Genomic DNA, 22,293 nt, shown 5'->3' with positions numbered 1-22,293 from the left:
GGGAGGCACCAGTGACCAACATCCCCGAGACGGGACGGACCCCACGGGTCCAGATCCGCCTCATCATCATCCAGATCCTCGTCGTCTCCCTCCTGCTCACCCTCGGCGGCCGCCTCTGGTACCTCCAGATCCGCAACGGCGACGAGTACGCGGAGGAGGCCTCGGGCAACCACGTCCAGCAGGTCGTCCAGCCCGCCGTGCGCGGCTCGATCCTGGACGCCCGCGGAGTGCCGATCGCCGACAACGAGACCCGGCTCGTCGTCTCCGCGTCCCGCACCGACCTGATGAAGATGAAGGACGACGGCAAGGCGGTCCTCACCAAGCTCGCCGACGTCCTCGACATGAAGCCCGAGGACGTCGAGGGCAAGGTCCGCCTCTGCGACGCCAAGACGCCGCAGCCCTGCTGGAACGGCTCGCCCTACCAGCCCATCCCGATCACCGACGAGGCCACGCCCAAGCAGGCCCTGCAGATCCGTGAGCGCTCCGAGGACTTCCCCGGCATCACCGCCGAGCCCACGGCCGTCCGTCGGTACGCGGCCCCCGGCAAGTCCAACACCGCCCAGGTCCTCGGCTATCTCTCGCCCGTCACGGACGAGGAGATCAAGAAGGCCGAGAACACGGACTCGCCGTTCCTCCGCTCCGACCAGGTCGGCCGCTCCGGCCTGGAGCGGACGTACGACAAGCAGCTGCGCGGCAAGGCGGGCGTGACCCGCTACGAGGTCGACAACCTCGGCCGCGTCATCGGCGAGGCCGAGTCGGACGACGCGAAGCCCGGTGCGAACGTCGTGACGAGCATCGACGCGCGCGTGCAGGCCGTCTCCGAGTACTGGCTGAACGACGCGATGAAGAAGGCCCGCCACGAGTTCGACAAGAACACCGGCGAGAACTACAAGGCCGACGCGGGCGCCGTCGTCGTCATGGAGAACAAGACGGGGCGCATCGTCTCCATGGCCTCCAACCCGACGTACGACCCGAACGCCTGGGTCGGCGGCATCTCCGGCAAGGACTACTCCCGGCTCACCGGCAAGCAGTCCAACTACCCGCTCCTGAACCGCGCCATCCAGGGCCAGGCGGCCCCCGGCTCCATCTTCAAGGTCATCCCGACGACCGCGGCGGTCCGCGCCGGATACCGGTTCAACGGCAGCTACCCGTGCCCCAGCTCGTACTCCATCGGCGGCCAGACCTTCAAGAACTTCGAGTCCAAGGGCCACGGCTCCATCACCCTCGGCCAGGCCCTCGAGGTCTCCTGCGACACCGTCTTCTACAAGCTGTCGCACGACCAGTGGGCCAAGGACGGCGGGAACAAACCGAAGAAGGACCCCAAGGACTGGTTCTACCGGACCGCCCACGAGTTCGGCCTCGGCAAGGAGACCGGCATCGACCTCCCCAACGAGGTCACCGGCCGCGTCCCCGACCGCCAGTGGAAGAAGGACTACTGGAAGGCCAACAAGGACGCCTGGTGCAAGCAGGGCAAGAAGGGCGGCGAGTACGCCGAGCGCATCGCGTACGAGAACTGCCTCGAAGGCATGAAGATGCGCGCCGGTGACTCCGTCAACTACTCCATCGGACAGGGCGACACCCTCGTCACGCCGATACAGATGGCGTCGATCTACTCCGGCATCGCCAACGGCGGCACCATGTACAACCCCACCGTCGGCAAGGCGATCGTCAGCGCCGACGGCAAGCAGGTCGAGGAGATCAAGCCGAAGTCGCACGGCAAGCTGCCGATGGACGCGGCGCTCCAGAAGGACATAGACGGTGCCCTCGCGGACGTCGCGACCCGCGGTACGGCTGCCTGGCGGTTCCAGGGCTGGCCGCAGGACAAGATCCCGATGCACGCCAAGACGGGTACCGCCGAGGTCTACGGCAAGCAGACCACCTCGTGGTTCGCGACGTACACCAAGGACTACTCGATCGTCATGACCATCGCCCAGGGCGGTACGGGTTCCGGTGCCTCGGGACCCGCCGTCCGCAAGATCTACAACGCGATCTACGGCCTGGACGACGACGGCAAGCAGAACCTGAAGAAGGCCCTGCTGCCCGAGCCGGAGAAGAACCTGCCGAAGATCCAGACCGACGGCTCCATCGACTCCCCGAAGATCAAGCCGTACAAGCCCGAGGCGCCCAAGCCGCCGGCCGGGCAGCAGGAGCTGGCCGGTGCCCCGGCCAACTGGAGGCGTGACTGATGACCGGCAGTGGCTTCTCCGTCTCCGGGTACGGCCCGGAGCGCTCCGGAATGTCGCGGCTCCTCGCCCGCGACTCGGTGGTGCGCAGGCTCGACTGGGTGATATTGCTCTGCGCCCTCGCGCTCTCCATGATCGGCTCCGCGCTCGTCTACTCGGCGACCCGCAACCGCACGGAACTCGTCGGCGACGACCCGTACGCCTTCCTGATCAAGCACATCATCAACGTCGGCGTCGGCCTCGCCCTGATGGCGGCCACGGTCTGGCTCGGCCACCGCACGCTGCGCACCGCGGTGCCGATCCTCTACGGCGTCTCGGTCTTCCTGGTGCTGCTCGTCCTGACCCCGCTCGGCGCGACCATCAACGGCGCCCACGCGTGGATCGTGATCGCGGGCCAGTCGCTCCAGCCGTCCGAGTTCTGCAAGATCACGATCATCCTGGGCATGGCCATGCTGCTCGCCGCCCGCGTCGACGCGGGCGACAAGGAGCACCCCGACCACCGCACGGTGCTGCAGGCACTCGGCCTCGCCGCCGTGCCGATCATGATCGTCATGCTGATGCCCGACCTGGGCTCGGTCATGGTGATGGTGATGATCGTGCTCGGCGTCCTGCTGGCCTCCGGCGCCTCCAACCGCTGGGTCCTCGGCCTGCTCGGCGCGGGCGCCCTGGGCGGCGTCGCCATATGGCAGCTCGGCATCCTGGACGACTACCAGATCGCCCGCTTCGCGGCCTTCGCCAACCCCGCACTCGACCCGGCGGGCGTCGGCTACAACACCAACCAGGCCCGCATCGCCATCGGCTCCGGCGGCCTGACGGGCACCGGCCTGACCAAGGGCTCCCAGACCACCGGCCAGTTCGTCCCCGAACAGCAGACCGACTTCGTCTTCACCGTGGCGGGCGAGGAGCTCGGCTTCATGGGCGCGGGCGCGATCCTGGTCCTGCTCGGCATCGTCCTGTGGCGCGCCTGCCGCATCGCACGCGAGACCACCGAGCTCTACGGCACCATCGTGGCCGCCGGAATCATCGCGTGGTTCGCCTTCCAGGCCTTCGAGAACATCGGGATGACCCTCGGCATCATGCCGGTCGCGGGCCTTCCGCTGCCCTTCGTCTCGTACGGAGGCACATCCATGTTCGCGGTCTGGGTGGCGGTCGGGCTCTTGCAGTCGATCAAGGTGCAACGGCCGATGTCGGCCTAGGGCTGCCGAAGGCATGTCTGCCTTCGCTTTTCGCGTCTAGATTCGGTTCATGGCGGAGACGAAGCGCGAGATCGAGCGGAAGTACGACGTCAAGGCGGGCACCGAGCTGCCCGACCTCTCCAGGGTCACCGGGGTCACGGACGTCGTGGACAGAGGCACGGCGGACCTGGACGCCGTCTACTGGGACACCTCCGACGAGCGTCTCGCCGCGGCCTCGATCACGCTGCGGCGCCGCACGGGAGGCCACGACGCGGGCTGGCACCTGAAGCTTCCGGTTTCGCTCGCGGAGGGCGTGCGGGACGAGGTCCAGGCACCGCTCTCCGACGCGGTGCCGCGCGCGCTGCTCGGTCTCGTACGCGCCAGGGTGCGCGAGGCCGAACTGGTGCCGCTGCTGCGCCTGGAGACCTCGCGCCACGTGCGGCACCTCGTCGACGAGAAGGGCGCGATGCTCGCCGAGGTCAGCCTCGACGCGGTGCGGGCCGAGCGGTGCGCCCCCGGCGGCGAGCGGATCGGCTGGTCCGAGCTGGAGGTCGAGCTCGCCGACGACGGCGACCCGAAATTCCTCGACAAGGTCGAAAAGAAGCTGCGGAAAGCGGGCGTACGGCGCTCGATGTGGCCCTCCAAGCTGGGCCGGGCGCTGCGGACGACGGCGCCCCCGGACCCCGAGACCCACTGGACGGACGAAGAGGGCACGGGCCACGCCGTCGTCCACCTCAGGGACGACACCCCCGTCACCGCGGGCGACCACGTCCTCGCCCACCTCCGCGCCCAGCGCGACGCCCTCCTCTCGCTCGACCCCGCCGTCCGCCGCGACCTGCCCGACTCCGTGCACCAGATGCGGGTCGCCACCCGCCGGATGCGCAGCGCCTTCAAGTCGTACCGGAATGTCCTCGACCGGACCGTCACCGATCCCGTCGGCGAGGAACTCAAGTGGCTCGCGGCCGAGCTGGGCGTCGACCGCGATCAGGAAGTCCTCACCGAGCGCCTCACCGGCCGCATCGGCGCCCTGCCGCGGACCCTCCTCCTCGGCCCGGTGCGCGGACGGCTGCGCATCTGGACCGTGGCCCGCCGCGCGGGCTCCCGGCGCAGGACGGTCGCCGTCCTGGACAGCAAGCGCTACCTCGCCCTCCTGGACACCCTCGACGCCCTGCTGGCCGCGCCCCCGCTGCGCCCCGCGGCCCCCCGGCCGCCGGAGCAGGTCCTGACCAAGGCGGCCCTCAAGGACTACGCCCGCCTGGCCGCCCGCGTCGAGCACGCCCTGGACCTGCCCCCGGGCCACGAGCGGGACCTCGCCCTGCACGACGCCCGCAAGGCCGCCAAGCGCGCCCGGTACGCGGGCGAGGCGGCGACGCCCGCGCTCGGCAAGCCCGCGAAGCGGTTCGCCAAGCGGATGAAGTCCGTGCAGAAGGTGCTCGGCGACCACCAGGACAGCGTCGTCGCCCGCGAGGCCCTGCGCGCCCTTGCCATCCAGGCGCATCTGGCCGGGGAATCCGCTTTCACCTGGGGCCTGTTGTACGGCCAGGAGGAGGCGGCGGGCAGGGATCGCGAGCGGGAACTGCCCGAGGTGTGGGCCGCGGCGTCCCGGGCGAAAGTGCGGTCGGCGCTGGGCGGCTGAACGCCGGGGTACGCTGGATGGTCACCCCTGCCGCTCATGAAGGTTCGCGATGTCTGCCGAATCGGTCTTCCCACAGCTCGAAGCTCTGCTCCCGCATGTGCAGAAGCCCATCCAGTACGTCGGCGGTGAGCTGAACTCCACCGTCAAACCGTGGGAAGCCTGCGATGTCCGCTGGGCGCTCATGTACCCCGACGCGTACGAGGTGGGGCTGCCCAACCAGGGCGTCATGATCCTCTACGAGGTCCTCAACGAGCGCGAGGGCGTGCTCGCCGAGCGCACCTACAGCGTGTGGCCGGACCTCGAGGCCCTGATGCGCGAGCACCAGGTCCCCCAGTTCACCGTCGACTCGCACCGCCCGGTCGGCGCCTTCGACGTCTTCGGCCTGAGCTTCTCCACCGAGCTCGGCTACACGAACATGCTCACCGCCCTTGATCTCGCGGGCATCCCGCTGGAGGCCAAGGACCGCACCGTCGAGGACCCGATCGTGCTCGCCGGCGGTCACGCCGCCTTCAACCCCGAGCCGATCGCCGAGTTCATCGACGCCGCGATCATCGGCGACGGCGAGCAGGCCGTGCTCGACATGACGGAGATCATCCGCACCTGGAAGGCCGAGGGCCGCCCCGGCGGCCGCGAGGAGGTCCTCTTCCGCCTCGCCAGGACCGGTTCGGTCTACGTCCCGGGGTTCTACGACGTCGAGTACCTCCCGGACGGCCGCATCGGCCGCGTCGTCCCCAACCGCAGCGGCGTGCCGTGGCGCGTGTCCAAGCACACCGTCATGGACCTCGACGAGTGGCCCTATCCCAAGCAGCCCCTCGTCCCGCTCGCCGAGACCGTCCACGAGCGCATGTCCGTGGAGATCTTCCGCGGCTGCACCCGTGGCTGCCGTTTCTGCCAGGCCGGCATGATCACGCGCCCCGTGCGGGAGCGAAGCATCACCGGCATCGGCGACATGGTCGACAAGGGTCTCAAGGCGACCGGCTTCGAAGAGGTCGGCCTGCTCTCGCTCTCCTCCGCCGACCACAGCGAGATCGCCGACGTCGCCAAGGGCCTCGCCGACCGGTACGAGGAGGACAAGATCGGCCTGTCCCTCCCCTCGACCCGCGTCGACGCCTTCAACGTGGACCTCGCCAACGAGCTGACCAGGAACGGCCGCAGGTCGGGCCTGACCTTCGCCCCCGAGGGCGGCTCCGAGCGCATGCGCAAGGTCATCAACAAGATGGTGTCCGAGGACGACCTCATCCGCACCGTCTCGACCGCGTACGGCAACGGCTGGCGCCAGGTGAAGCTGTACTTCATGTGCGGCCTGCCCACCGAGACCGACGAGGACGTCCTGCAGATCGCCGACATGGCGACGAAGGTCATCCAGAAGGGCCGCGAGGCCTCGGGATCGAACGACATCCGTGCCACGGTGTCGATCGGCGGCTTCGTGCCCAAGCCGCACACGCCCTTCCAGTGGGCCCCGCAGCTGTCGGCCGAGGACACGGACGCCCGTCTCCTGAAGCTCCGCGACAAGATCCGCGGCGACAAGAAGTACGGCCGCTCGATCGGCTTCCGCTACCACGACGGCAAGCCCGGCATCGTCGAGGGCCTGCTCTCGCGCGGCGACCGCCGCATCGGCGCCGTCATCCGCGCGGTCTACGAAGAGGGCGGCCGCTTCGACGGCTGGCGCGAGCACTTCTCGTACGAGCGCTGGATGCGGTGCGCCGAGAAGACGCTGCCCGAGGTGGGCGTCGACGTCGACTGGTACACCACGCGCGAGCGCACCTACGAAGAGGTGCTGCCCTGGGACCACCTGGACTCCGGCCTCGACAAGGACTGGCTCTGGGAGGACTGGCAGGACTCGCTCGACGAGACCGAGGTCGAGGACTGCCGCTGGACGCCGTGCTTCGACTGCGGCGTCTGCCCGCAGATGCAGACCGAGATCCAGATCGGCCCCACCGGCAAGAAGCTCCTGCCGCTCACGGTCGTGAAGTAGCCGGACCCTCCGTTGCCCCGACTCGCCCCGCCCACCGGCCTGGTGCACCGCTCCTTCATCGCCGCGATGGAGGAGCTCCGGGCCGAAGGGCAGGGCGGGCCGGACGACGACACGACGCTCGGCGCCACCCTGCGCGACTACGGCACGCGATGGCGCGACCGTGCGGTCTTCGAGGCGTACGTCGCCGAGGTCCGCGCCGCCGCCCACCCCGCCGCGCCGCTCGCCGTCCCCGTCACGACCCTCTGGTACGTCGACGGCGCCGACTACTTCGGCCGCATCTCCGTCCGCCACACCGTCGCCACCCGCTTCCTGCGCGAGTACGGCGGTCACATCGGCTACGACGTCAGGCCCACCGCCCGACGCCGCGGCCACGCCACCGACATGCTGCGCGCCTGCCTCCCGTACGCCGCCGAACTCGGCCTGGAATCCGTCCTGGTGACCTGCGACACCGACAACATCGGCTCGCGCAAGGTCATCGAGGCGGCGGGCGGCACGTTCGAGGACGAGCGGAGCGGGAAGCTGCGGTACTGGATCCGAACCGGCGCCGCGCGCGTCTAGGACGACATGGACCTGGAAAAACGGCCTGACGCACAGGTCGGGCAGCCCGTGGCGCCCGCCGTGCAGCCCGCGCAGCCCGTGCAGCCCGTGCATCCCGTGCAGCTCACGGCGCCCGCGCAGGCCGAAGGGTGTCTCGCCGTCGCGATCCGCATCCCGGTGCGCATCGTCGTGCTCGTGCTCGTCGTCCCCGTGCGCCTGGTGTGGGACGCGCTCGCCGTGTGCGGCCGCTTCCTGTACCGCAACGCGCTGCGGCCCGTCGGGCGCGGCATCGGCGCGGTGCTGACGTGGCTGGGCAAGGCGGTCTTCGTATGGCCGTGGGTGGCCCTGTGGCGGTATGTGCTCGTGCCGGTCGGCAAGGCCCTCGGCTGGCTGGGCCGCACGCTGTTCGTCGTCCCCTTGGCGTGGCTCTACGCGCGCGTGCTGACCCCGATCGGCCGCGGCATCGCCTGGCTCGGCCGGGTCCTGCTCGTCATCCCCGCCGCCTGGCTCTACGCGCAGGTGCTGAGGCCGCTCGGGCACGGCCTCCGGATCGCCCTGGTGTGGCTGGGCAAGGCCGTGTTCGTGTGGCCGTGGGTGGGCCTGTGGCGGTACGTGGTCGTGCCGGTCGCGATCGGGATCGCCTGGCTGGTGCGGACGCTGGTCGTGGTGCCCGTGGTGTGGCTTTACGAGGCCCTGCTGACGCCGCTCGGGCACGGCGTCGCGACGCTCTTCCGCTGGATCTTCGTCGTGCCCGTCGTCGCCCTGTGGCGCTGGGTGCTGGCCCCCGTCGGGCGGGCCTGCGCCGTCGTCGCGCGGGAGGTCGGCGACGCCTTCGGACACGCATGGCGCATCGCCGGGCACATTTCCCTCGCCGTGGGCCGCTTCCTCGGCACCCTCCTTCGGTGGATCTTCGTCGAGCCGGTGCGGTGGGCGTACCGCTCGGTGCTCACCCCCATCGGGCACGTCGTCCGCGACGCGGTGTGGCGCCCCGCCGCCGCGGCCGCCCGCAGCGTCGGCCGCACCACGCGCCTCGCGCTCGCCTCGGCCCGCGACAGCGTCCGCCAGGCACGGGCCGACGTACGACGGATGCTCTTCGGGGCACCGCAACCCGTGGCCCGGCGGGAACCCGACACGCCGGAGACACGTACTCTAGGCAGCAGTACGACCGCACTCATGAAGGACTGACGACACTGGGCAAGCGACAGCCCGTAGGCCCGCCGCCCGCACCCGCGGTGCAGCGCATCCGACTGCGCTACACCAAGCGCGGCCGCCTCCGGTTCACCAGCCACCGTGACTTCCAGCGCGCCTTCGAGCGTGCGCTGCGCCGCGCCGAGGTGCCCATGGCGTACTCGGCGGGGTTCACCCCGCACCCCAAGGTGTCGTACGCCAATGCCGCACCCACCGGCACGGGCAGTGAGGCCGAGTACCTGGAGATCGCGCTCACCGCACCGCGCGACCCGGACAAGCTCCGCGAGCTCCTCGACGAGTCGATGCCCCCCGGGCTCGACATCGTCGACGCCGTCGAGTCCCGCACCTCGGGGCTCGCCGACCGGCTGACGGCCTCCGTCTGGGAGCTGCGCCTGGACGGCGTGGAGCCCGCGGCGGCGCAGCACGCCGCCGAACAGTTCACGACCGCCGAGCAGGTCGAGGTCCAGCGCCGCACGAAGAACGGCATGCGCACCTTCGACGCCCGCGAGGCCGTGGTGAGCCTGACGACGGTCGACGGCGGACTCCCCGCCGACGACGCTGATAGGCCGACCGACAAGCCCTGTGCGATACTGCGGCTGGTTGTTCGGCACGTGACACCTGCCGTACGACCTGACGACGTCCTGTCCGGTCTCCGAGCTGTGGCCGACCTGGCGCCGCCGGTCCCCGCAGCGGTGACCAGGCTGGCGCAGGGGCTTTTCGATGAAGAGACCGGCACGGTGACCGACCCGCTCGCGCCCGACCGCGAGGCAGACACGGCCGCTCCACCCACGGCCGCCGTACCTGCCGCCGCGAAGGCGCCGGCGCCGGAAGGTCCCCGCTGAGGGACGTACGTCACCGCGCAGCCCTCGTACTCGGGAGCCACCTGGGTCGGGCCGCGCACTGACCGAGACTTTCGCCAGGCCGTCCGCACATGGGCGTACGGAACCGGCGAGACAAGACATAGAGCTCCCGTGCGGCGCCCACGCCCCCGGATGGCGGCCCCGCGCATGAAGCGCGAGCCGTGGACATCACCGGACCAGGCGCGGCGCCCGGGAGCGTGACGGGAGAACCGCCCGCATGCTTGAGCCGATCGAACCCACTGAGGGCTCGGACAACAACACCCCCAGCGACACCCTGCCGCCGCGCCGCAGGCGTCGCGCCGCGTCGCGTCCGGCGGGTCCGCCGACGGGCGCCGCCGAAGCCGCGGCTCCGGCCATACCGGCCGCCCCCGCCGCCGAAGAGGCTCCCGCCGCCGAGGCCGCGGAGAGCGCGGCAACGCCCGAGGCCGCCGAGGCCCCCGCGCCGCGTGCGCGCCGTCGTGCGTCCCGCCGTGCCTCCGCTCCGGCGGGTGCGCCGCAGGCAGCCGAGACGACGGAGCCCGCCGCCGCGCCCGCCCCCGCCGTCGAGGCGGAGGAAGCCGAGGCAGCCGAGGAAGCGGCAGCCGCCGAGGTCGTCGAGGCCCCCGCGCCGCGTGCGCGCCGTCGTGCGACCCGTCGCGCCTCGGCTCCCGCCGGTGCGCCGCAGGCCGCCGTCGAGGAGACGGCCGCCGCTGTCGAAGAGACTCCCGCGAAGGCTCAGCCGGTCGCCGAGGAGGACGCGCCGAAGGGTCGTACGCGCCGTCGCGCCACCCGTGGTGCCTCCGCTCCCGCCGACGAGCCGCAGGCCGCCGTCGAGGAGACCGCTGCCGTCGTCGAAGAGGCCCCCGCGAAGGCCCAGCCGGTCGCCGAGGAAGATGCGCCGAAGGGTCGTACGCGCCGTCGCGCCACCCGTGGTGCCTCCGCTCCCGCCGGTGCCCCGAAGGCCGCCGAGAAGGAGGTGGCCGCAAAGCTCGCCGAGCAGCCCGCCGCCGAGACGGCACCGGCTGAGAAGCCGCAGGTCGAGGAAGCCGACGCCGCCGAGGACGACGCGCCCCGTGGCCGTCGCCGCCGCGCCACCCGCAAGACCGCGGCCACCGGATTCTCCGCGCCGTCCGCCCACAAGGCCCGCAAGGCGCAGCGCGCCGAGGAGTCCGGCGAGGACGGCGGCCGCAAGAACGCCCGCCCCGCCGTCGCCGTCTTCCAGGCCCCGGTGTTCGCCGAGCCGATGTTCCAGACCCCGGAGCGCGCCGCCGCGGCGGCCGCCGCCGAGGCCGCGGAGGAGACGCCCGCCGAGCCCGCCCCCGCTGCCGCGCCCGCCCCCGTCGCCGAGGAGGAGACGACCCCGCGCCGTCGCCGCCGCCGTCGCGCCGCGGACGAGCAGCCCGCTGCCGCCGAGGAGCGCGAGCCCGTCAAGGCCGCCGCCGAGGAGCAGCAGGCCGACGAGCCCGAAGAGGCGGCCGCCGAGCAGGCCGACTCCGACGACGACACGGAGGAGTCCGGCGAGCGCCAGGGCCGCCGTCGCCGTCGCGGTGGCCGCCGCCGTCGCCGCGGTGACTCCGCCGACCAGGACAACGAGCAGAACGACGCGTCCGGCGAGTCCGACGACGACGCCGAGCAGGCGGAGCGGTCCGACGAGGGGGCGTCCGACGTCGCCGAGCAGGATGCCGATGAGTCCGACGACGCCGAGGAGTCGGCTTCGGAGTCCGGCGGCTCGAGCAGCAGCCGTCGCCGCCGCCGTCGTCGTCGCCGTGCCGGTGACTCCGCCGAGGGCGAGCCGGGCGACAGCGACCCGGAGCGTACGGTCGTCAAGGTCCGTGAGCCGCGCAAGAAGGAAGAGCGCGAGCTCGGCACCGGCGCCGACGAGGTCCAGTCCATCAAGGGCTCGACCCGCCTCGAGGCCAAGAAGCAGCGTCGCCGCGAGGGCCGCGAGCAGGGCCGCCGCCGCGTCCCGATCATCACCGAGGCCGAGTTCCTGGCCCGCCGCGAGGCCGTCGAGCGCGTGATGGTCGTCCGCCAGAACGGCGAGCGCACCCAGATCGGCGTCCTCGAGGACAACGTGCTCGTCGAGCACTACGTCAACAAGGAGCAGGCCACCTCCTACGTCGGCAACGTCTACCTGGGCAAGGTCCAGAACGTGCTGCCGTCCATGGAGGCCGCGTTCATCGACATCGGCAAGGGCCGCAACGCCGTCCTGTACGCCGGTGAGGTCAACTTCGAGGCGCTCGGGATGGCCAACGGCCCCCGGCGCATCGAGTCCGCCCTCAAGTCCGGCCAGTCGGTCCTCGTGCAGGTCACGAAGGACCCGATCGGCCACAAGGGCGCCCGCCTGACCAGCCAGGTCTCGCTGCCTGGCCGCTACCTGGTGTACGTGCCCGAGGGCTCGATGACCGGCATCAGCCGCAAGCTGCCCGACACCGAGCGCGCGCGTCTGAAGACCATCCTCAAGAAGATCGTCCCCGAGGACGCGGGCGTCATCGTGCGCACCGCGGCCGAGGGTGCGAGCGAGGACGAGCTGCGCCGCGACGTCGAGCGTCTGCAGCAGCAGTGGGAGGACATCCAGAAGAAGGCGAAGGCGGCCTCGACGAGCTCGCCGAGCCTGCTCTACGGCGAGCCGGACATGACCGTCCGCGTCGTCCGCGACATCTTCAACGAGGACTTCTCCAAGGTCATCGTCAGCGGTGACGAGGCGTGGCAGACCATCCACGGATACGTCTCGCACGTCGCGCCGGACCTGGCGGACCGCCTCTCCAAGTGGACGTCCGAGGTCGACGTCTTCGCGACGTACCGGATCGACGAGCAGCTCGCCAAGGCCCTGGACCGCAAGGTCTGGCTGCCGAGCGGCGGCTCGCTGGTGATCGACAAGACCGAGGCGATGATCGTCGTCGACGTCAACACCGGCAAGTTCACCGGGCAGGGCGGCAACCTCGAAGAGACCGTGACGAGGAACAACCTCGAAGCGGCCGAAGAGATCGTGCGCCAGCTGCGCCTGCGCGACCTGGGCGGCATCGTCGTCATCGACTTCATCGACATGGTCCTGGAGTCGAACAGGGACCTGGTCCTGCGCCGTCTCCTGGAGTGCCTGGGCCGGGACCGGACCAAGCACCAGGTCGCCGAGGTCACCTCGCTCGGCCTGGTCCAGATGACCCGCAAGCGCGTCGGACAGGGCCTCCTGGAGTCCTTCTCCGAGACCTGCGTCCACTGCAACGGCCGTGGCGTCATCGTGCACATGGAGCAGCCGACCTCCGTCGGTGGCGGCGGCAAGCGCAAGAAGCGCGGCCGTGGCGGCTCGGACCAGCAGGACCACGGTCACGAGCACACGCACGAGGTGGAGACGGCGGACGGCTCGGCCGAGCCGGAGACCGAGACTGCGGCTGAGGTCGCGGCCGAGGCGGCCGCTCCGGTGGCGCTGCCCGAGCCCGAGTTCGTCGCGGACGAGGAGCTCTACAGCAGCGCGGCCGAGGCCGAGGCGGCGATGTCGTCCCGTGGCCGTTCGCGGCGTCGCGCGACCCGTCGCGCGTCGGCTCCCGCGGGCGCTCCCCGCGCGGAGACCGCGCCCGTGCCGGAGGCCTCGGAGGCTCCGAAGGCCGACGCTCCCAAGGGCGCGAAGAAGTCGGGCAAGAAGGCCAAGGCCGCCGAGAAGGCGGAGCGGGCCGCGAAGGCGGCGGCCAAGGCCGCCGAGGTGCCGGTCGTCGAGTCCGACGTCGCCCGCACGGAGGCCCCGGCCGCCGAGGACCCGATGGTGGGCACCCCCGCGGCCGTCGAGGCGGCACACGAGGCGCACGCCGAGACCGCAGCGGCTCCGGAGGCCCCGGTGGCTCCGGTGGACGACGCCGCGCCGAAGGGACGTACGCGCCGTCGTGCGGTCCGCAAGGCGACGTCGCCCGCCGGTTCGCCGAAGGCCGCTGAGCCCGAGGCCACCGAGGTCGTCGTGGCGGAGGCGCCCAAGGCGGAGCAGGTCACGGAGCAGGTCGCCGAGCCGGTGGCCGAGCCCGTGGCGGAGGCGCCCGTCGCCGACGCCGCGCCGCCGCGTGCCCGCCGTCGTGCGGTGCGCAAGGCCACCGCGCCGACCGCGTCCGCCGCGGACGCGGCCGTCACGGTGGTCCCGTCGGCCGAGAAGCCCGCGGACAAGGTCGCCGAGCAGCCCGCCGAGAAGGCCGTGACGGAGCCCGAGGCGCCCGCCGCGGAAGCCGCTCCGGCCAAGAAGACGGCGCGCAAGACGGCGGCCAAGAAGGCGCCCGCGAAGAAGACGGCCGCCAAGAAGACCGTGGCCAAGAAGACGGCCGCCAAGAAGACGACGGCCAAGAAGGCGACGAAGGCGACGGCGAAGAAGGCCGCGGCGGCGGAGCAGACGCCGTCCGGCGTCTCCGCGAGCGCCGACGGGGCCTGACCTTTCGTCACACCGGTGCCCCCTGCACGGCGTTCTCGCCGGGCAGGGGGCACCGCTGTGTCCGGCGAACGGGTCACTACAGCCCGAAAGCGTGAAGTGGGTCGCCCCGGTCTTGGAGCTCAAGGGTGTACCTGTAAAACTCATGAGGTCTGATAAATGAACAGGGACGTAAGCACGCGTTTGGGGAGACTGCGAGCCCGCGTCCGGGGGAGGGATGACAGATGGCGCACGGGCGCCTGAGAGGCACGGGGCGACACCGTGCCGTGAAACCGGTCAAGGGCGGCCGCCAGGCAGTGGCACTGGCCACGGTCCTTTCGGCGGCAGGGATCCAGGCCGTGGGCTCCGTCGGGACCGCTTCGGCGGACCCCGGGCCGACCTGGACGGAAGGGCCGATCTTCAACGACCCGAAGGGCGACGTCGAAGGGCAGTACGCGATCCGGGCCCGCCTGATCGAGCTGACGAACGCCGCGGTGCCGGGCTCGACGATCAAGGTCGCGGTCTACCACGTGTGGGAGGCGTCGGTCGTGGACGCGCTCGTCGACGCCAAGAACCGCGGCGTGCATGTGCAGATGCTGCTCGACGAGTCCAGCAAGAGCGACCGGCCCACGAACACCTCGTACAACACGCTGAAGACGGCGCTCGGCACCGACAAGAACAAGACGTCGTTCGTGTCGCTCTGTCCGGCCGGGAAGTCCTGCCTGGGCGATCCGCGGTACGGCAAATCGATCATGCACAACAAGTTCTGGCTGTTCTCGGAGGTCGAGGGCGCCAAGGACGTGGTCGTGCAGACCACGTCGAACTCGACGCCGTCGGCGCACACCAAGTTCTTCAACGACGCGCTGCTGCTGCCGGACAACCCGGCGATGTACGACGCGTACGCGGACTACTTCACCGACATGCTCGGCAAGCGCTGGGCCGACTGGGACTACCGCACGGTCAGCAGCGGCCGCTACAAGGCGTACTTCTTCCCGCGCAACGGCACGGTCAACGAGACCGACACCATGTACTCGGTCCTGAACAACGTGAAGTGCACCTACAAGGACACCGCGGGCACCACGCAGCACACCAAGGTCCGCGCCGCGATCTTCAAGATCACGCGGAAGCAGATCGCCGACAAGCTCGTCTCGCTGAAGAAGGCGGGCTGCTCGGTGAGCATCCTGTACGCGGAGACGGACAGCGCCAAGAGCCAGAACGGCACCCCGGGCACCTGGGAGCAGCTCCACAAGGCGGGCGGCCCGTCCATGCGCTGCTACAACGACGACCGGGACCCGCTGCACCCCGGCACCCGCCTCACGACGCCGTACATCATCCACTCGAAGTACCTGCTCGTCGACGGCATGTACGACGGCAAGCGGAACAAGGTCTCCTTCACCGGCTCGCAGAACTACACGGCGCCGGCGCTGCGCGAGAACGACGAGGCGATCGTCAAGATCGACGACGACTCGGTGCACGACACGTACCGCTCGCACTTCGACCGCACGCGGGCCGTGGCCTGGCCGGGCAGCGCCGACAAGACGGACCTGTGCAAGGGCGTCAAGCCGCTGCCGCCGGACGGTGAGAATCCGGTCCGATGACCGGGGGGTGCGGGGCCGGTTTGACCCTTCCGGGGCGGCCCCGTAACCTTGACCGTCGGCGTGTTCCTATGCACGCCCGCCCCCTGTAAACCTTTTTCCTCTCCCGGTCCAGGCCGCGAGAGAGGCCGTTCCGCTTGCGCGGGCGGCTGGACTGCGGGGGTCCCGTTCCGAGCGAGAGAGAGATCCGCGTGTACGCCATCGTGCGCAGCGGTGGTCGCCAGCACAAGGTTGCTGTCGACGACATCGTTGAGGTTGACAAGATTTCCACTGCCAAGGTTGGCGACACGGTCGAGCTCTCGACCCTGCTCGTTGTCGACGGCGACGCTGTGACCAGCGACCCGTGGGTCCTTGCCGGCATCAAGGTGCAGGCCGAGGTCGTGGACCACCACAAGGGCGTCAAGATCGACATCCTGCGGTACAAGAACAAGACCGGCTACCGCCGTCGTCAGGGTCACCGTCAGCAGTACACGGCGATCAAGATCACCGGTATCCCCACGGCTGCGAAGTAAGGGACTGAGACAAGATGGCACACAAGAAGGGCGCATCGTCCACTCGGAACGGGCGCGATTCCAATGCTCAGCGGCTCGGCGTGAAGCGCTTCGGCGGTCAGGCCGTCAACGCCGGTGAGATCCTGGTCCGCCAGCGTGGCACCCACTTCCACCCGGGCTCCGGCGTCGGCCGTGGCAAGGACGACACCCTGTTCGCGCTCGCCGCGGGTGCGGTGGAGTTCGGTACCCACCGCGGCCGCAAGGTCGTGAACATCGTTCCGGTCGTCTGAGTCCGTCTTCACTGACTGACTGGGCGCTCGTCGAGCGAGTTCTGCGAAGGCGGACCTTTCTTCCCGATGATCGGGAAGCGGGTCCGCCTTTCGCGTGTTGTAAATAGTTACAGCTAAGAATTTCCGTAATTTTCTGGAGGCACCGAACCATGACCACCTTCGTGGACCGCGTCGAGCTGCACGCCGCCGCGGGTAACGGGGGCCACGGCTGTGCCTCCGTCCACCGTGAGAAGTTCAAGCCGCTCGGCGGTCCCGACGGCGGGAACGGCGGCCGCGGCGGTGACGTGATCCTGGTCGTCGACCAGGACGTCACCACGCTCCTCGACTACCACCACAGCCCGCACCGCAAGGCCACCAACGGCCAGCCCGGCGCCGGTGACAACCGCTCCGGCAAGGACGGCCAGGACCTGGTCCTGCCCGTTCCGGACGGCACGGTCGTCCTCGACAAGGACGGCAACGTCCTCGCGGACCTGGTCGGCCAGGGCACCACCTTCGTCGCGGGCCAGGGCGGCCGCGGCGGCCTCGGCAACGCGGCGCTGGCCTCCGCCCGCCGCAAGGCCCCCGGCTTCGCGCTGCTCGGCGTGCCGGGCGAGGAGCGGGACGTCGTCCTCGAACTCAAGACCGTCGCGGACGTGGCCCTGGTGGGCTACCCGAGCGCGGGCAAGTCCTCGCTGATCTCCGTGCTGAGCGCGGCGAAGCCGAAGATCGCGGACTACCCGTTCACGACCCTCGTCCCCAACCTCGGTGTGGTGACCGCGGGGTCGACCGTCTACACCGTCGCCGACGTGCCCGGCCTCATCCCGGGCGCCAGCCAGGGCCGCGGCCTCGGCCTGGAATTCCTGCGGCACGTCGAGCGCTGCAGCGTGCTCGTGCACGTGCTCGACACGGCGACCCTGGAGTCCGACCGCGACCCCGTCTCCGACCTCGACGTCATCGAGGCCGAGCTGCGGGAGTACGGCGCGGGCCTGGAGAACCGGCCGCGCATGGTCGTCCTGAACAAGATCGACATCCCGGACGGCCAGGACCTCGCCGACCTGGTCAGGCCCGACCTGGAGGAGCGCGGCTACCGCGTCTTCGAGGTGTCGGCCGTTGCGCACAAGGGTCTCAAGGAGCTCTCCTACGCCCTCGCCGAGCTGGTCGGCGAGGCGCGTGCCGCGAAGCCCAAGGAGGAGGCGACCCGCATCGTCATCCGTCCCAAGGCCGTGGACGACAGCGGCTTCACGGTCACCCGCGAGGACGCCGACGGCGAGCCCCTGTACCGCGTGCGCGGCGAGAAGCCGGAGCGCTGGGTGCGCCAGACGGACTTCAACAACGACGAGGCCGTCGGCTATCTCGCGGACCGTCTCAGCCGCCTCGGCGTCGAGGAATCGCTGATGAAGGCGGGCGCCCGCAACGGCGACGGCGTCGCCATCGGCCCCGAGGAGAACGCGGTCGTCTTCGACTGGGAGCCGACCATGATGGCGGGCGCGGAGATGCTGGGACGCCGTGGCGAGGACCACCGCCTCGAAGCGCCCCGCCCGGCCGCGCAGCGCCGCAGGGACCGCGACGCGGAGCGGGACGAGGCGCAGCGGGAGTACGACGACTTCAAGCCCTTCTAGCAATCGCAGCTGGAACCGCTGGCTGAAGCCGACGAGAAGGGCCCCGGAGCTAATCAAGCTCCGGGGCCCTTCTCGTTCGCGTACAGGCGCGCTCAGGCGTCCTCAGGCGTCTTCAGACGGTCACGCGGTGACCGTGTCCTCCGCGCCGTTCGACTCCGTCGGGTCCTGCTCCATCTCCTCCGCCGCTTCCTCAGCGACGCGCTGGCCCGGGATGTCCGCGTCGACGCGGGAGGCCATGCGGGCACGGCGCTCGTCGGCCTGGGCGCTCAGCGCGAGCGCCGCGGCGTTGAAGCGGACCAGGGAAGGCGGGTCGGACGGGCCCAGGAGGTGCTCCTTGAGCCCGGCGCGGGCCTCGGCGTGGGAGTCGAGCTCCGGGGCGCGTACGGCCTTCAGAAGGGCAGCCACGCCGTCCGCCTCGGGGTTAAGGATCGTCGCCGCGGACGCCGTCGGGAAGCTCGCGCGGAACTCCGCCTCCGTCATGCCCGCGGTGTTGGCGACCGCGTACGGCTTCTCGCTGCTCAGCCAGTCGGAGACGACCGAGGAGACGTCGCTGATCAGCAGGTCGGCCTGGTTGAAGCAGTTGAAGATCGCGGGGCGCGCGGTGGTGATGATCTGGTGCTCCCACTCGGGGAAGGAGGCCCAGAACGCGGTCTCCCACGCGGCCGTCGCCGCCGCCACCTGCGCCTGCTGGTCGCCCTCGGGGGCGCCCTGGAGCATCATCCGCTCCTGTTCGTCCGCGCTCTTGCGGAAGCTCCGCGCGGTGAGCCGGTCCAGGTCGGCGGCGCGGGCGACCAGCTCGGCCGCGGCGTCGGCACCGGGGCGGGCGCCGGACCGCTTGGTGTTGGCGGCGAGGATCATCGCCTTGATGCGCTCGTTCGCGGCGCCCGCGAGCGGGTTCTGCGAGCCGGTCATCGGGTGCGGCTTGTAGACGAGGCGTACGGCCGGGTCCGCGAGGAGCTCACGGACGATGTTCTCGCCCGCCAGGACCACCGAGGTGTTGCCGGGGTTGCCGTCCCAGCCCTCCCAGGTGGGGGCGTACAGAACGGTCGTGAACGCGCTGGTGGGCGCGCCGACGTACGGGCGGATCGGGGACAGCTGCGGGCGGCCGACCTCGACCACGTCCTTGTCCTCGACGCCGATGTCCGCGAGCTGGTAGCGGTCGCGGGCCGCGGGGCCCGCCACCCACACCTCGTCGTACGCCTTCGCGTAGGGGTTGCAGGAGGAGAGCTTGTCGCTCTCGCCGTGGTTGATGAAGGCGTGCTTGATCGTCGGGATGCGCAGGACCTGCGAGGTCTTCGCGGCATTCGCCGGGTGCAGCATCATCTTCAGCGTCGACGTCTCCAGCGAGAACATCGTGGCGACCTTCGGGAAGCAGATGATCGGGACGTCCGTCGCGTCGATCTTCTGCACCATGAAGCGCTCGCGCAGCACGATCAGCGGCTTGCCGTCGAGCTCGGAGAGCGTGGAGAGCCACATGTTCGCCTGGTACGCGGACGTCGTGCCGCCCGAGAAGTACATGGCGACGGTCGGCTTGTAGTCGGCGAGCCACTCGTCGAGCCACTCCATGACCTTCTGGTCGTGCAGCGCCCGCTTCTTCGGCAGCAGCCAGGTGGCGAGGTGGAGCGCACCGGCACCGATCAGCAGGATGGAGACGGCGAGCCCGATGCCGCCCCAGTACGCGTCGGTGGTCGCCGCGGTGACCAGCAGGCCGACCGTCGTCGGGACCGAGAAGGTCAGCAGGCGGTGGGCCTGGCGGCGGGACAGGATCCGCGGCGGGGCGGCCGTCAGGTGCAGCTTCGACGTGTCGATGTTGCGCGTGACGATCGGCAGCGAGCGGGTGCGGCGCACCAGCACGGCGACGGCCTGGCAGCCGAAGTGCAGCACGTAGAACGAGAGCAGCGCGATCGTCAGCGGCGACTGCTCGGCCAGCGGCTCGATGCCGTCGATGCGCAGCAGGCCGACCAGGATCAGCATGTCGCGCAGGAGCTGGCGCACCGTGACGTCGAAGCGGATCTTGCCAAGGAGGGAGAGGAGGCCCGGCTGCTTGTACTGCAGATAGATGTCCAGCGCGAGGTTCGCGGCGGCCGCGGCGACGAACACCGGGACGTAGGGGATCAGCGCGGTCGCGAGCTGTGTCGCGAAGAGCGCGAACATCGCGAACAGCGCGGACAGCTGCACGATGCGTCGGGGGGCGAGTCCGGCAGAGGGCACGGGCTTGGGCTCCTGGCGGGGGTGTCAGAGGGAATGGGGGGAAGTCGACCACTGACCGTATGACGTGCAGTGGCTCCCTAGCAATCTTCCGTGACGTCAATCACCGGATAAAGGGTCAAAGGGACTGAACCTCCAGGCCGATTTTCGCCTCTGACGTGAATACGTCCACTCCCTCGGGGCCCGGTCCCACAGGCCCCTCAGGCCCCGGTCCGCCCTTCGGAACGGGAAGGCGCCGGGCCCGGTGCCTCACGTAGATTGCAGGTCCGGGGATCGCAGGTCCGGGGCATCGGGATCATTTGGGGAAGAGCGTGGCAGCGGCAAGGCAGTCAGTGGCAGAGGCCCGGCGGGTCGTCGTCAAGGTCGGGTCGTCGTCCCTGACCACCGCATCGGGGGGCCTGGACGCGGACCGTGTTGACGCCCTCGTCGACGTGCTCGCCAAGAGCCGCGACGGCGGCAGGCGCGAGATCGTGCTCGTCTCGTCCGGCGCCATCGCCGCGGGCCTCTCCCCGCTCGGCCTGGTGCGCCGCCCCAAGGACCTCGCCCGCCAGCAGGCCGCGGCCAGCGTGGGCCAGGGCCTGCTCGTGGCCCGCTACACGGCCTCCTTCGCGCGCTACGGCGTACGCGTCGGACAGGTGCTCCTCACCTCCGACGACATGGCCCGCAGGGCCCACCACCGCAACGCCTCGCGCACCCTCGACCAGCTGCTCGCGATGGGCGCGCTGCCGGTCGTGAACGAGAACGACACCGTGGCCACCGCCGAGATCCGCTTCGGCGACAACGACCGGCTCGCCGCCCTCGTCGCCCACCTCGTCCACGCCGACCTCCTCGTCCTCCTCTCCGACGTGGACGGTCTCTACGACGGCGACCCCGCGAAGCCCGGCACCTCCCGCATCGACGAGGTCACGGGCCCCGCCGACATGGCGCACGTCGAGATCGGCAGCGCGGGCAAGGCGGGCGTCGGCACGGGCGGCATGGTCACCAAGGTCGAGGCGGCACGGATCGCCGCGGCCGCGGGCATTCCGGTCGTCCTCACCTCCGCGAGCCAGGCGGGCGACGCCCTCGCGGGCCGCGCCACCGGCACGTACTTCCACCGCACGGGACGCCGCTCCGCCGACCGTCTGCTGTGGCTGCAGCACGCCTCCGAGCCGCGGGGCGCCCTCACCCTGGACGAGGGCGCGGTGCGCGCGGTCGTCGAGGGGCGCAAGTCGCTGCTGCCCGCCGGGATCGCCGCGGTCGAGGGGGAGTTCACCGCGGGCGACCCCGTCGAGCTGCGGGACGCCGGGGGCCGGGCGGTGGCGCGCGGTCTGGTGAACTTCGACGCCAAGGAGATCCCGTTGCTCATCGGGCGCTCCACGCGGGACCTCGCACGGGAACTCGGACCTGCGTACGAGCGGGAGGTCGTGCACCGGGACGACCTCGTCCTGCTGCACGGATAGCCCGCGGGAAAGCCCCAGGTGGCGTCGGACCATCCGTCCCATACGCCTCACCCGCCCCGGCTGAAAACCGTCGCGCACGGCCCCGGCCGACCGCCCCGCGGAAGGTGAAACTCCCCAAAACCGCCCCGCGGGACTGCTTGGCCTGCTCAACTTTGTTGAAGACAGTTCTGCATGACCGTTGCGTATCGGCACACCATTGCGTAAAGGAGGCCGTCGTGAGACGAGTGCGCCCAGGGGCGGCGTCCCGCGGCTCGGCTGAGCGGGCGCTGACGAGCGTCGCCGCGGGGACGGCGTACGAGAGCGATCCGCACGGGCCACGCGCGGCCGACGCGGGCGAGGGCCGGGAGGGCGAGCCGGTCGAGACGCCCCGCCTCTGGCACGTCACGCTGAGCGTCTCGGGCACCGAAGCGCCGCTCGACGAGGTCAGGCGGGGCCTGGAGCAGCTCGCCCACGACCATCCCTTTCTGCTCACCAGCAGGTACGCGCCGGACCACGCGGAGATCCGCTACTGGGAGGAGGCCCGCGACCTGCACGACGCCGCCGCGGTCGCGCTGCGGCTGTGGGGCGAGCACCGGCAGAGCGCGCAGCTGCCCCCGTGGGAGATCGTGGGGCTCGAAGTGATCGGCCGCGACACATATCACCAACGCATCGCGGAGGGTTACGGACCGTTACCGGCCACCCCCGTCGGTGTGCACCCGTTTTGAGCCGTCGTCCCGACGGGGCGCCGATCCTCTGCTCCAATGGCACACCCCGGAGCC

At 70.9% G+C, this 22,293-nt stretch carries 15 protein-coding genes; 14 read left to right on the top strand and 1 reads right to left on the bottom strand.

What is annotated here, in order from left to right:
* Nucleotides 1-11: 11 nt before the first annotated feature.
* From mrdA to obgE, 12 genes are all read left to right on the top strand, one after another.
* A complete protein-coding gene (gene mrdA / locus ABZV77_RS28410; RefSeq protein WP_356262502.1) occupies nucleotides 12-2,186 on the top strand; it encodes a penicillin-binding protein 2 in 2,175 nt (724 codons plus the stop codon).
* The gene (gene rodA, locus ABZV77_RS28405) at nucleotides 2,186-3,379 is read left to right on the top strand and encodes a rod shape-determining protein RodA (RefSeq protein WP_356262499.1); all 1,194 of its coding nucleotides are present in this window, start codon (nucleotides 2,186-2,188) and stop codon (nucleotides 3,377-3,379) included. The genes mrdA and rodA overlap by 1 nt, the downstream gene beginning before the upstream one ends.
* 49 nt (nucleotides 3,380-3,428) lie before the next feature.
* Nucleotides 3,429-4,994: a CYTH and CHAD domain-containing protein gene (locus tag ABZV77_RS28400; RefSeq protein ID WP_356262496.1), complete on the top strand. Its 1,566-nt coding sequence runs from the start codon at nucleotides 3,429-3,431 to the stop codon at nucleotides 4,992-4,994.
* Nucleotides 4,995-5,043: 49 nt separating this feature from the next.
* Nucleotides 5,044-6,969, top strand: coding sequence for a TIGR03960 family B12-binding radical SAM protein (locus ABZV77_RS28395; protein ID WP_356262493.1), 1,926 nt, complete (start codon nucleotides 5,044-5,046; stop codon nucleotides 6,967-6,969).
* 12 nt (nucleotides 6,970-6,981) lie between these two features.
* Nucleotides 6,982-7,527, top strand: coding sequence for a GNAT family N-acetyltransferase (locus ABZV77_RS28390; protein WP_356262490.1), 546 nt, complete (start codon nucleotides 6,982-6,984; stop codon nucleotides 7,525-7,527).
* A 6-nt stretch (nucleotides 7,528-7,533) separates the two neighbouring features.
* Nucleotides 7,534-8,691, top strand: a complete 1,158-nt coding sequence (locus tag ABZV77_RS28385) for a hypothetical protein (RefSeq protein ID WP_356262487.1) — start codon at nucleotides 7,534-7,536, stop codon at nucleotides 8,689-8,691.
* A 47-nt stretch (nucleotides 8,692-8,738) separates the two neighbouring features.
* Complete coding sequence (locus tag ABZV77_RS28380; RefSeq protein ID WP_356262484.1) at nucleotides 8,739-9,536, top strand: TIGR03936 family radical SAM-associated protein; 798 nt, start codon at nucleotides 8,739-8,741, stop codon at nucleotides 9,534-9,536.
* A 235-nt stretch (nucleotides 9,537-9,771) separates the two neighbouring features.
* Nucleotides 9,772-13,938: an Rne/Rng family ribonuclease gene (locus ABZV77_RS28375; protein ID WP_356262482.1), complete on the top strand. Its 4,167-nt coding sequence runs from the start codon at nucleotides 9,772-9,774 to the stop codon at nucleotides 13,936-13,938.
* A gap of 263 nt (nucleotides 13,939-14,201) precedes the next feature.
* The gene (locus ABZV77_RS28370) at nucleotides 14,202-15,512 is read left to right on the top strand and encodes a phospholipase D-like domain-containing protein (protein WP_356262479.1); all 1,311 of its coding nucleotides are present in this window, start codon (nucleotides 14,202-14,204) and stop codon (nucleotides 15,510-15,512) included.
* Nucleotides 15,513-15,700: 188 nt separating this feature from the next.
* Nucleotides 15,701-16,021 (top strand): 50S ribosomal protein L21, encoded by a 321-nt coding sequence (rplU, locus tag ABZV77_RS28365; RefSeq protein ID WP_055555985.1) that lies wholly within the window; start codon nucleotides 15,701-15,703, stop codon nucleotides 16,019-16,021.
* A 14-nt stretch (nucleotides 16,022-16,035) separates the two neighbouring features.
* Nucleotides 16,036-16,290, top strand: a complete 255-nt coding sequence (rpmA, locus tag ABZV77_RS28360) for a 50S ribosomal protein L27 (protein WP_356262476.1) — start codon at nucleotides 16,036-16,038, stop codon at nucleotides 16,288-16,290.
* 149 nt (nucleotides 16,291-16,439) lie between these two features.
* Nucleotides 16,440-17,888, top strand: coding sequence for a GTPase ObgE (gene obgE / locus ABZV77_RS28355; RefSeq protein WP_356262473.1), 1,449 nt, complete (start codon nucleotides 16,440-16,442; stop codon nucleotides 17,886-17,888).
* A 120-nt stretch (nucleotides 17,889-18,008) separates the two neighbouring features.
* Here the strand turns inward: obgE and ABZV77_RS28350 are convergent, their stop codons facing one another.
* Nucleotides 18,009-20,099, bottom strand: coding sequence for a hypothetical protein (locus tag ABZV77_RS28350; protein ID WP_356262470.1), 2,091 nt, complete (start codon nucleotides 20,097-20,099; stop codon nucleotides 18,009-18,011).
* 329 nt (nucleotides 20,100-20,428) lie between these two features.
* Between ABZV77_RS28350 and proB the strand changes: the two genes are divergently transcribed.
* The gene (proB, locus tag ABZV77_RS28345; protein ID WP_356262467.1) at nucleotides 20,429-21,535 is read left to right on the top strand and encodes a glutamate 5-kinase; all 1,107 of its coding nucleotides are present in this window, start codon (nucleotides 20,429-20,431) and stop codon (nucleotides 21,533-21,535) included.
* Nucleotides 21,536-21,750: 215 nt separating this feature from the next.
* The gene (locus ABZV77_RS28340) at nucleotides 21,751-22,239 is read left to right on the top strand and encodes a hypothetical protein (RefSeq protein WP_356262464.1); all 489 of its coding nucleotides are present in this window, start codon (nucleotides 21,751-21,753) and stop codon (nucleotides 22,237-22,239) included.
* Nucleotides 22,240-22,293: the final 54 nt, after the last annotated feature.

Origin of the sequence: Streptomyces sp. NPDC004732, from assembly GCF_040609235.1 — a bacterium.
Classification (GTDB): domain Bacteria; phylum Actinomycetota; class Actinomycetes; order Streptomycetales; family Streptomycetaceae; genus Streptomyces.
This window is presented reverse-complemented; position numbering and strand designations above follow the sequence as displayed.